The following is a 9,114-nucleotide window of genomic DNA, read 5'->3' as shown; positions in this document are numbered from 1 at the left end:
AATCTGTTCCTCACTATGGAGAAGAAGTCGAAAGATGGAATCTCCACCGGTAAAGGGAGTGATGTTTTCCCCCAAGTTTCATCACTCTCTTTTTTTATGCTTAAGAACCCGATGTTTGATGGTAGCAAAGCTAAACAAAAAAACAAGCTGTCAAGAGATTTTAACCTATCGACATGCTTGCAAATAACAAATCAAAATACACTATTCATCAATCTTAAAGAACCAATTATCTCCGATAAACAATACTTGATCAGCCTCCATCATTCGAACCGTCTCTGTCAAATCAAACGGCTGCCCTGTCTCGGCTTCATAATAACGCCAGTCAATCACTCTGACTTCATGATAATGATGACTGAGCAGTTTAACAACCGCATTATCAAAAGAATTGCCTAGCACTAATAAATTACCTTCTTTTTCCGGATTAATAAATAACACTTCACCATTATCACCGCCATAGAAGCTGCCATAATGACTGGCTCCCTTTTCGGCATCATATTCATGATTAAAATATTCCTGTTCCTGTCCATAACTGCCTTCCAAGCCGTTAATCATGACAGTGATATTTGAATCCTCGGGCATCTGATATGCACAAAAGGTTTCATGGATATCGAAATATGCGGTCAATCTGGCACTTGAACCTTGAAAATCGAGTTCATCAAAACAAATCTCACCAAGGGGATTCATCGGTGTTTCTTCAGGCTTCAGCATAGCCAGTAAATTCCGATATCCCATATATGAACCTACATGATTCCAATGATGATCACTCTTATAAAAATATTTCCGGTAATCATCAAAATCATTAACCGCGAACCGTTCGATCTTTTTCACATGCAGATGCTGACTGACAAAAGGAAAATAACGATCAGCCGGCGTTTCGGCATTAAAATCAATGGCGGATGAAGTAGTAATGAAATAGGCATAAAAATCAATATCATTAAGCTGATCAATCAGTGGATTCATCGTGTCAGCAAACCGCTGATAGCTTGTGAAATCAATCGTCTCACCCGGCCGATAAATCAGATAACCGCTGTCACCATATCGATAAATTCCTTTTCCCAGAGCAATGTATTCAAAAGCTTCTTTTGGCCTTTCGACATCAGGTTCGCTGTTTGGCGCCTCTGCATTCTGCGATTCATTAAATTGAATTAAACAGTCGGCAGGCAGCCGCTGAACCTTTTTTACGACAGCCTTGATCTGTTCACTATACATCAGCTGATCGTTTAAAAAGCTGTCAATTGCTTCCTGATAAGTCCCCTGCGCGAACGCATCTAAGCTAAATTCAGGCCATTTCTGAAGTGATCTGTTTTCAATCAGTGAAAATTCAAGCTGACCGCGCATGGGAATACCCAAAACAAACCAACCGCACCCCGCAAGCATCAATAAGAATAAAATATTTCTTTTCATGCGAACCTCCTAAAAACGATAGTAGATAAAAGGATTATAGGAATTACTCATCAGCATGATAATGCATATGAATAAAATTATCACAAACATCAGATCCGCTATAACACCGGCAAGCCGCTGACTCTGGGCAAAATAACGCCGATAAAGCTTATTGAAAGCTGGCAGGCTCGCTGAAAAAGCCAATGGCATATAACATAAGGCATACACGGCATCCGGCTGTTCATAGGCAATCCTGCTTAGATCCGCAGGCGCATATACAAACATGCGATGCAGAAAGCCCAACAATGCCTGCATATCCTCGACCCTGAAAATCACCCAGCTGACAATGATTACAAATAAAGTAAATAGCCAACGCAAAATAGAAGGCAGCTTCTCAGTTAATTTAAGCAGAAATAATTTCTCAAGCATCAGCCATAAGCCAAAGTATAGACCCCAGAGAATATAATTCCAGTTTGCGCCATGCCACAGTCCGGTAAGTAACCAGACAATCAATATATTGCGTATCCATTTAAACTTAGAACATCGATTACCGCCCAAAGGTATATAGATATAATCTCTAAACCAGCTGCTTAGCGATATATGCCAGCGCCGCCAAAAATCGGTGATGCTTTTCGCAATCAGCGGATAACGAAAATTCTCTAAAAAGTGAAAACCAAACATTTGTCCCAAGCCGATAGCCATGTCACTGTAACCGGAAAAATCAAAATAAATCTGAAACGTATAAGCAACCGCTCCAAGCCAAATCAAAACCGTACCGCTCGCTGACGGTGCCTGATTAAATACAAAATCGGCAAGGACAGCCATGTTATTACTTAAAATCAACTTTTTTCCTAAGCCCAAAATAAATCGCCGCAGACCATTCGCAATATCCGCAATGCTGCTGTGCCGCTCTCTTAATTCCTGTTCAATCGTTTCATAGCGGACAATTGGCCCCGCAACCAGCTGAGGAAATAGCGCAATATATGTGCCAAGCCGAATAAAATTATGCTGAGCCTGCACCTTTCCCTGATATACATCAATTAAATAAGACAATACTTGAAATGTATAGAAACTGATACCAACCGGTAAAATCAATTCTTTAATTGGTATCTGAAAAGGCAGAATCAGATTTAAGTTAGAAAAAATAAACCGCTGATACTTAAAATAAAACAGAAAGAAGATGCAAGTGAAAATTGACAGTATAAAGTAAAACAGTGCTAATTTTGAATACATTTCCTTATATATTTCAATTAATAAACCAAACAGATACGCTACCAGCATCGTTGCCAGAATAACCAAAACATAGATTGGTTCTTCCCAGGCATAGAAAATAATTGAAGCGGTAAACAAGACTAAATTACGCCATTTCAAATTGCTGATTGGGAAATAGAGGCAGCAAACAAGCGGCAGGAAGAAGAATAAAAAACTCAGACTTGAAAAAACCATGCTTATTCTCCAGCCAGCTTATAAAACCAATTATCACCAACAAGCAAACACTGATTAATGCTATTCTCCTTCATATAAGCTTCTAAATCTAAAGGCATCTGCATATCATCTTCATAATAGCGCATATCAATCACATGTACCTGATTAAAACTCTCCGCAAGTAATTTCACAATTGCATTATCAAATGAAGTACCAATGACTAACAGATTTCCCTCTTGATCAGGATTTGTAAATACCAGCTTGCCATCATCACCGCCATAATAAATGCCATAATGACTGACGCCTAATGCTTCATCATACATTTTTAAACGATAAGCTTCTTCATTGCCATAGGTACTCTCAATATCATTGATCCTAACCGTAATATTAGGATTCCTTTCAAATTCATAGGCACAGAAATTTTCTGTCATATTACTGCCGCTCTGTCTAGCATTTGATCCTAAAGACTGTAAGTTATCAAAACAATTCAAATCAAGCGGCTTTATTACCTCTGCTTCTGGTTTCAGCATTCCTAATATATCCACATACCCTTGATAAGAGCCCTGATAACTCCAATGATGATCTGTTTTATAGAAATAATTTTTATAATCTGAAAAGCTGTTCATATCCAGCCGCTTCATCTCTTTCACATGTAAATGTGACTGTATAAATGTATAATAATCATCATGAATCGGAAGTCTGCTGAAATCTACAGCTCCGGAAGTAGGAATATAGTAAGCAAAAAAATCGACATCACTCATGACCTCGATCATTGAATTAAACTTATCTGTAAATCTTTCATAATTAGTAAAATCAATGGACTCTACAGGACGATAAAGTAAATAACCACTATTTCCATACATATAAATACCGCCGCCCAGAGCTTCATATTCCTTTACATAAAAAACATTCGGATCTCTGACACACATCGGTACTGCCGCTGGTTTTGTTAAGGGTTCTGCCTCAGTACGCTTAGGCATATAAAACAAGCCTGCTGCGGCAATGACTAAAACAATTGTAAATAATAATAGAATCTGTAATAATTTCATTCGCTTATCCTGCCTTTATTCGTAAAAAATTCCCAAGTTTTTTACCGGTCAGAAGCAAATTTATTTATCTTTAATCGTCAAACACCTATAAGTATATCATATCCTTCTCTTAGTTGCAGTATCAAAACCAGCAGTAAAAAAGAAATAATAATTTCACTCATCTTCCGAATCATTTAAAAGAAAAGCATCCTGAAGATAACTGTTTAATGGTATGCCTGCCTGTCTCAGTCTTCTATAAATACTCGCTCTGTTCATTCCGCACCGCTCTTCTAATTCCTTTGTCGATATCTCCTTCAGCCGCCATTTATGGAAATCCTCATTGAAATTATCCGGAAGCGGCATTTTCTTTCTGCCAAAGCTCACACCTCTCGCTTTAGCGGCGGCGATTCCTTCAGCCTGTCTCTTCTTAATATTTTCTCTTTCAATCTGTGCAACATAAGCAAGAATCTGCAGCGTAAGATCAGCGATAAAAATACCGGTCAGATTACGGTCAGAAACACGGGTATCAAGCAGCGGAAAATCAAGGACGACAATATCAGCGCCGATATCCTTAGTTATGATTCGCCATTGTTCGAGAATTTCATCGTAGTTTCTGCCTAGCCGGTCGATACTTGATACAACCAGCAAATCCCCCAGACTAAGTTTCTTCATCAGCCGCTGCCACTGCGGTCTCTCAAAATCCTTTCCGCTTTGTTTATCCATGAAAATGTTTCTTGGTTTAATATTCCATTCAGCCAGAGAAGCACGCTGCCGATCTTCGTTTTGATCCTTACTTGAGACACGTATGTACCCGTAGATTTTATTCATGATAGAACCCCCCCTTATGAGAAAAATCCTATCGGACTGTGAATGTTTTTTTCATTAGATTATCTGATATGAATATTTCAAACAAGCATAATTTTTTTAATTCATAAATGATTTGGTATTTATATCACTAAAAAGCTGCAGTGAATAAATAGGCGATGAATTAATGAAACTGCGTCTGATACTGCAAAATGTATGAATAAACTGGATATTTATATGGATAATCTAATTCTTACACTACTAGTTAATTGTAAGAGAATTGAGAGGTAAAAGCAACTAAAGGTAATAAATGGAAATAAACGATTTCTGGTGTACGTTTAGTGATTTATTGTAATCGATGGCTATATCTTCAATAGTCTCATGGGTGGTTATGCTGACTGCTATGGTATAATGAATTAAGTAAGAAAAGCTTTATAAATTATAGAATCCGCATTAAAATAAAACCATAAGCTAGGAGCTGATGATATGAAAATCGCAATGGGACAATTGAATGTAAAGGCTGGCAGGCCTTCAGAGAATATAGCGGCTATGAAAGTCATGATTCAAAAAGCAAAAGAGGATCATGCGGATTTAATTGTGTTTCCTGAATTATGTGTTTCAGGTTACTTGTTGGCAGATAAATGGCTGGATAATGACTGGTGTGAGAGTTTAATAGCATATAATGAAGAGATCCGTCAATGTTCACAGGGGATTGGCGTGATTTGGGGAAATCTGGGAACGATTAAGGGGATTCGCGGCCGTGATGGACGCAAGGTTCGTTTAAATACGGCATTCTTTGCTTATAACGGAGAATGGGTTAAACGTGAAAATGGCTTGTATGATGGAATGTATGTCAAATACCTTAATCCCGATTACCGTGTTTTTGATGACAGCCGTTACTTTCTTTCAGCTCTTGAATTATGTGAACAATTGGTCGTTGATCGTAATTTCATGACCAGTCCCTTTCTGTTTGAAATCAATAATCATGTTGAGCGGATCGGATTAGAAGTCTGTGAAGATATGTGGAATGGTGATTACAGTTTTGATCCTACCAGAGAATATCTGCGGGAGCATGTATCGATGATTGTTAATATTTCCAGTTCTCCATGGACTAGAAATAAAGAAATTGGCAGAAGTAAACAGATTATGAGGCATTGCTTGGATATTTATCCATTTGTGCCTTTTGTCTATGTAAATGCGTGCGGCATGCAGAATAGCTCTAAAACTGTATGTGTCTTTGATGGTGATTCAACGATTTGGAATAAAGCTGGCGAAGTTATTCACGCATGCAATGATGCGTTTATGGAAGAATTGAAGGTTGTTGATCTTGATGAAGCTTCCGCTGTTAAGAAAACAGAACATAAGCTGTTGAAAGCCTTGCTTTGTTCATTAAAGGAGTTTGATGAACAGCTGTTTGATAGAAAAGTAAAATGGATCATTGGTCTGTCAGGCGGCTTGGACAGCAGTGTGAATGCCGCGTTACTGACGATGGCATTAGGCAAAGAGAGAATCATCGGTTTAAATATGGCAACTCAATATAACAGTACGACAACGATTGATAATGCTCATCAGCTGGCAAAACGTCTTGGTATTGAATGCCGGGACGGCATGATTCAGTCATTGGTTACAGCAAGTGAGGAAGTTTTGAAACAATATATAACACAGGATGTTACAGAATTTGCTTTAGAAAATATACAAGCCAGAATCAGAGGCTCTGTGTTAAGCGCCGTTTCACAGCTTGAAAATGGTGTCATAATCAATAATGGCAATAAGGTTGAAATGGCATTGGGCTATTGTACGCTATATGGTGATACGATTGGCTGCATTGCACCTTTAGGCGATGTGACCAAGGCAGAATTATTTGAGCTTGCGAGAAGCATCAATGAAACCCTTCATGAAGAAGTGATTCCAACTAATTTATTGCCTGAAATGGTTATGGGTGAGCTGAAATGGCAGATGCCGCCTAGTGCTGAGTTAAAGAGTAATCAGAGTGATCCGATGAAATGGTTTTACCATGATTACTTGGTACAGCGTCTTTGTGAATATCCAACGTATCAGATTGAGACACTGCTCGCGGATTATCTTGATGGTTCAATCATGGAGGGTGAATTTGGCAAATGGCTGCGCCTGTATCATTTAGAGGAGCCAGGGGCTTTTATTGAAGATCTTGAATGGGTACTTTCTAAATTTTCTGCCGGTGTATTTAAACGTCTGCAGACGCCGCCCATCGTTATGGTATCGCGGGGGTCTTTCGGCAGTGATTTCAGAGAGAATCAGATGAAGGTTGAAAGAAGTCAGCGCTATTTAGATTTAAAGACGCAAATATTGAATAAACCTACAATTACTTTCAGTTCGCCAAACGATCATGAGGCTGTGCGGTATGCGGTCATTATGGCACGTTATCAAAGCAAGTGGATCTTTGTCCAAGCTAAAAACCGCGATACACTGGAAATTCCCGGCGGTAAACGGGAGCTGAATGAAACGATTCAGGAAACGGCGGTCAGAGAGTTATTTGAAGAAACCGGTGCGGTGAAATGCACTTGCAAACCTTTATTTAATTATTGTGTAGAAAGTAAGGGAGAGCCATCATGGGGGCAGTTATTCTTTGCGGATATTGAAGAGCTGGAACCCTTGCCGGAATATGAAATTGAATCAATTGTGCTGTTAGATAAATTGCCTAAAAAGCTTACCTATCCGGCAATTCAGCCATATCTATACAGAAAGGCACTCACTGTCTTAAAGGAGGAACTAAATGGAAGCAAATAAACCGCTGCCGATTCAGACAGCATTTAATGTTCGTGAATTAGGCGGTTATGTAAATATTGATAAGCAAACTTTAAAACAAGGGCATTTTATACGCTCAGGCGGGATATCTGAATTGAGTGATGAAGATTGCGCTTATTTATATGATTACGGTGTTCGTACAATTATCGACTTACGTTCAGCGGATGAAAGAGCGACTAAACCTGACCGGCTGATTAATTATAAAGATATAAAAAATTACGCATTTTCATTATCTGAAGATGCGGAACCAGGAAAGATGCAGACCTTGACGATTTCCTCAATGGATCAATTATATTGCCGTATTCTCGATAAGAGTCAGGCAATGATCGGTGAAATATTTAAAATCATGCTGGCAAGTAAGGGAACCGTTTTATTTCATTGTACCGCGGGTAAAGACCGTACTGGGGTACTGGCAATGCTGCTGCTGAAGCTGGCGGATGTTGATGAAGAAACGATTATTAATGATTACGCGGCAAGTTATCAGAATTTACTGCCTTATATTCACCGCCTTCAAAAATCATTGGAAGATATTCACATGAAGCTGCCGCTGCATGTATTTGAGTCTGATCCGCAGAATATGCGCCAAACCTTGGCTTATTTTAATCAGCGGTATACGATTCGCGGTTATCTGACATCCGCCGGCTTAAGTGAAGAAGAAATTGACGAGCTGCGCTCACAACTGGTATAATTATGATCCTCAGTGTGTCACAGCGCTGTGATATTCCTGCGTATTTTTCTGATTGGTTTTATCAGCGAATCAAGGAAGGCTTTGCCGATGTACGCGCGCCTTTTAATCCTCAGCTTGTTCACCGTGTGAATCTAAGCCGGGAAAATGTTGATTTAATCGTATTTATGAGTAAAAATCCACTGCCGATGATGGCAAAGCTGGATCAATTAAATGGTTATAACTGCTGTTTTCAAATTACGATTACACCCTATACTCATGATATTGAGAAAAATGTCGCGGATAAAAGGTTAATTATAGAAGCTGTCCGCACTTTGAGCCGCCGATATGGTCGACACGCGGTAATTGTTCGTTATGATCCGATTCTGCTGAATCAGCGGTATACAATCGACTACCACATGAAGGCTTTTCAGCGTTTGTGTGAACAATTGTCATCCACTATCGATACAATTATATTTAGTTTTGTCGATGAATATAAAAATACCCGTGCTCACCAAGCTGAGTTAAAGCTGCTGCCAATCAGTGAGAGTCAAATGCTGCTGCTTGCCAGAGGGATGGCTCAGATTGCGGAAAGCTATGGTATCCGGCTGCAGACTTGCGGTGAAAAAATTGATCTCCAGCATCTAAATATTCAAAAAGGCAGCTGTATATCCTCAAAGCTGCTTGCTGACTATGGCATACACAGCGCATATCCGCTTGCTAAAACAAGAGGTGACGGCTGTGATTGTCTGGCATATACTGATCTTGGCGCGTACAACTGCTGTGCCCATGGCTGCAGCTATTGCTATGCCAATTATGATGAGGCAAAGGTCAAAATGAATTTGCACCAGCATGATCCGATGTCTACAATGCTGATAGGTCATCTTAAACCAGAGGATAAATTAGTCGATAAAAGGCAGAAAGTTAAACAGACTGTCTTATTTTAGAAGTTTATGCATGGTTTTGTCGAAGGCTTTTGATTTCAAAATAGATAGTGTTCAGGTTATAATAGAGACGAGGGTAACG

Annotated in this window: 7 protein-coding genes; 3 read left to right on the top strand and 4 right to left on the bottom strand. The window is 39.3% G+C overall.

Features of this window, described 5'->3' with window-relative positions:
* Positions 1-201 precede the first annotated feature (201 nt).
* From DAHG_RS13420 to DAHG_RS19665, 4 genes are all read right to left on the bottom strand, one after another.
* Positions 202-1,404, bottom strand: a complete 1,203-nt coding sequence (locus DAHG_RS13420; protein WP_022938866.1) for a DHHW family protein — start codon at positions 1,402-1,404, stop codon at positions 202-204.
* Between the two features lie 9 nt (positions 1,405-1,413).
* Positions 1,414-2,829 carry an MBOAT family O-acyltransferase gene (locus DAHG_RS13415; protein ID WP_022938865.1) on the bottom strand — a complete coding sequence of 472 codons (1,416 nt, stop codon included), beginning with the start codon at positions 2,827-2,829 and terminating at the stop codon, positions 1,414-1,416.
* A gap of 2 nt (positions 2,830-2,831) precedes the next feature.
* Positions 2,832-3,857: a DHHW family protein gene (locus DAHG_RS13410; RefSeq protein ID WP_022938864.1), complete on the bottom strand. Its 1,026-nt coding sequence runs from the start codon at positions 3,855-3,857 to the stop codon at positions 2,832-2,834.
* 153 nt (positions 3,858-4,010) lie between these two features.
* Positions 4,011-4,664: a recombinase family protein gene (locus DAHG_RS19665; RefSeq protein ID WP_022938863.1), complete on the bottom strand. Its 654-nt coding sequence runs from the start codon at positions 4,662-4,664 to the stop codon at positions 4,011-4,013.
* Between the two features lie 462 nt (positions 4,665-5,126).
* On the opposite strand from DAHG_RS19665, the gene nadE reads away from it, so the two are divergent.
* The 3 genes from nadE to DAHG_RS13390 are packed head-to-tail and all read left to right on the top strand — an operon-like array spanning position 5,127 to position 9,035.
* Positions 5,127-7,406, top strand: coding sequence for an NAD(+) synthase (nadE, locus tag DAHG_RS19660; RefSeq protein ID WP_022938862.1), 2,280 nt, complete (start codon positions 5,127-5,129; stop codon positions 7,404-7,406).
* On the top strand, positions 7,393-8,112 hold the full coding sequence (locus tag DAHG_RS13395; protein ID WP_022938861.1) for a tyrosine-protein phosphatase: 720 nt from the start codon (positions 7,393-7,395) through the stop codon (positions 8,110-8,112). The genes nadE and DAHG_RS13395 overlap by 14 nt, the downstream gene beginning before the upstream one ends.
* A gap of 2 nt (positions 8,113-8,114) precedes the next feature.
* Positions 8,115-9,035 (top strand): DUF1848 domain-containing protein, encoded by a 921-nt coding sequence (locus DAHG_RS13390; protein ID WP_022938860.1) that lies wholly within the window; start codon positions 8,115-8,117, stop codon positions 9,033-9,035.
* Positions 9,036-9,114: the final 79 nt, after the last annotated feature.

It is taken from the genome of Dielma fastidiosa (assembly GCF_000313565.1).
In the GTDB taxonomy this organism is placed as follows: domain Bacteria; phylum Bacillota_I; class Bacilli_A; order Erysipelotrichales; family Erysipelotrichaceae; genus Dielma; species Dielma fastidiosa.
Note: the sequence above shows the minus strand (reverse complement) of the source record. Positions and strands in the feature narration are given on the sequence as shown.

Excerpts from the sequence above, each read along its gene's own strand:
- DAHG_RS13420 (WP_022938866.1), bottom strand. The coding sequence starts at position 1,404 with ATGAAAAGAAATATTTTATTCTTATTGATGCTTGCGGGGTGCGGTTGG.
- DAHG_RS13415 (WP_022938865.1), bottom strand. The coding sequence starts at position 2,829 with ATGGTTTTTTCAAGTCTGAGTTTTTTATTCTTCTTCCTGCCGCTTGTT.
- DAHG_RS13410 (WP_022938864.1), bottom strand. The coding sequence starts at position 3,857 with ATGAAATTATTACAGATTCTATTATTATTTACAATTGTTTTAGTCATT.
- DAHG_RS19665 (WP_022938863.1), bottom strand. The coding sequence starts at position 4,664 with ATGAATAAAATCTACGGGTACATACGTGTCTCAAGTAAGGATCAAAAC.
- nadE (WP_022938862.1), top strand. The coding sequence starts at position 5,127 with ATGAAAATCGCAATGGGACAATTGAATGTAAAGGCTGGCAGGCCTTCA.
- DAHG_RS13395 (WP_022938861.1), top strand. The coding sequence starts at position 7,393 with ATGGAAGCAAATAAACCGCTGCCGATTCAGACAGCATTTAATGTTCGT.
- DAHG_RS13390 (WP_022938860.1), top strand. The coding sequence starts at position 8,115 with ATGATCCTCAGTGTGTCACAGCGCTGTGATATTCCTGCGTATTTTTCT.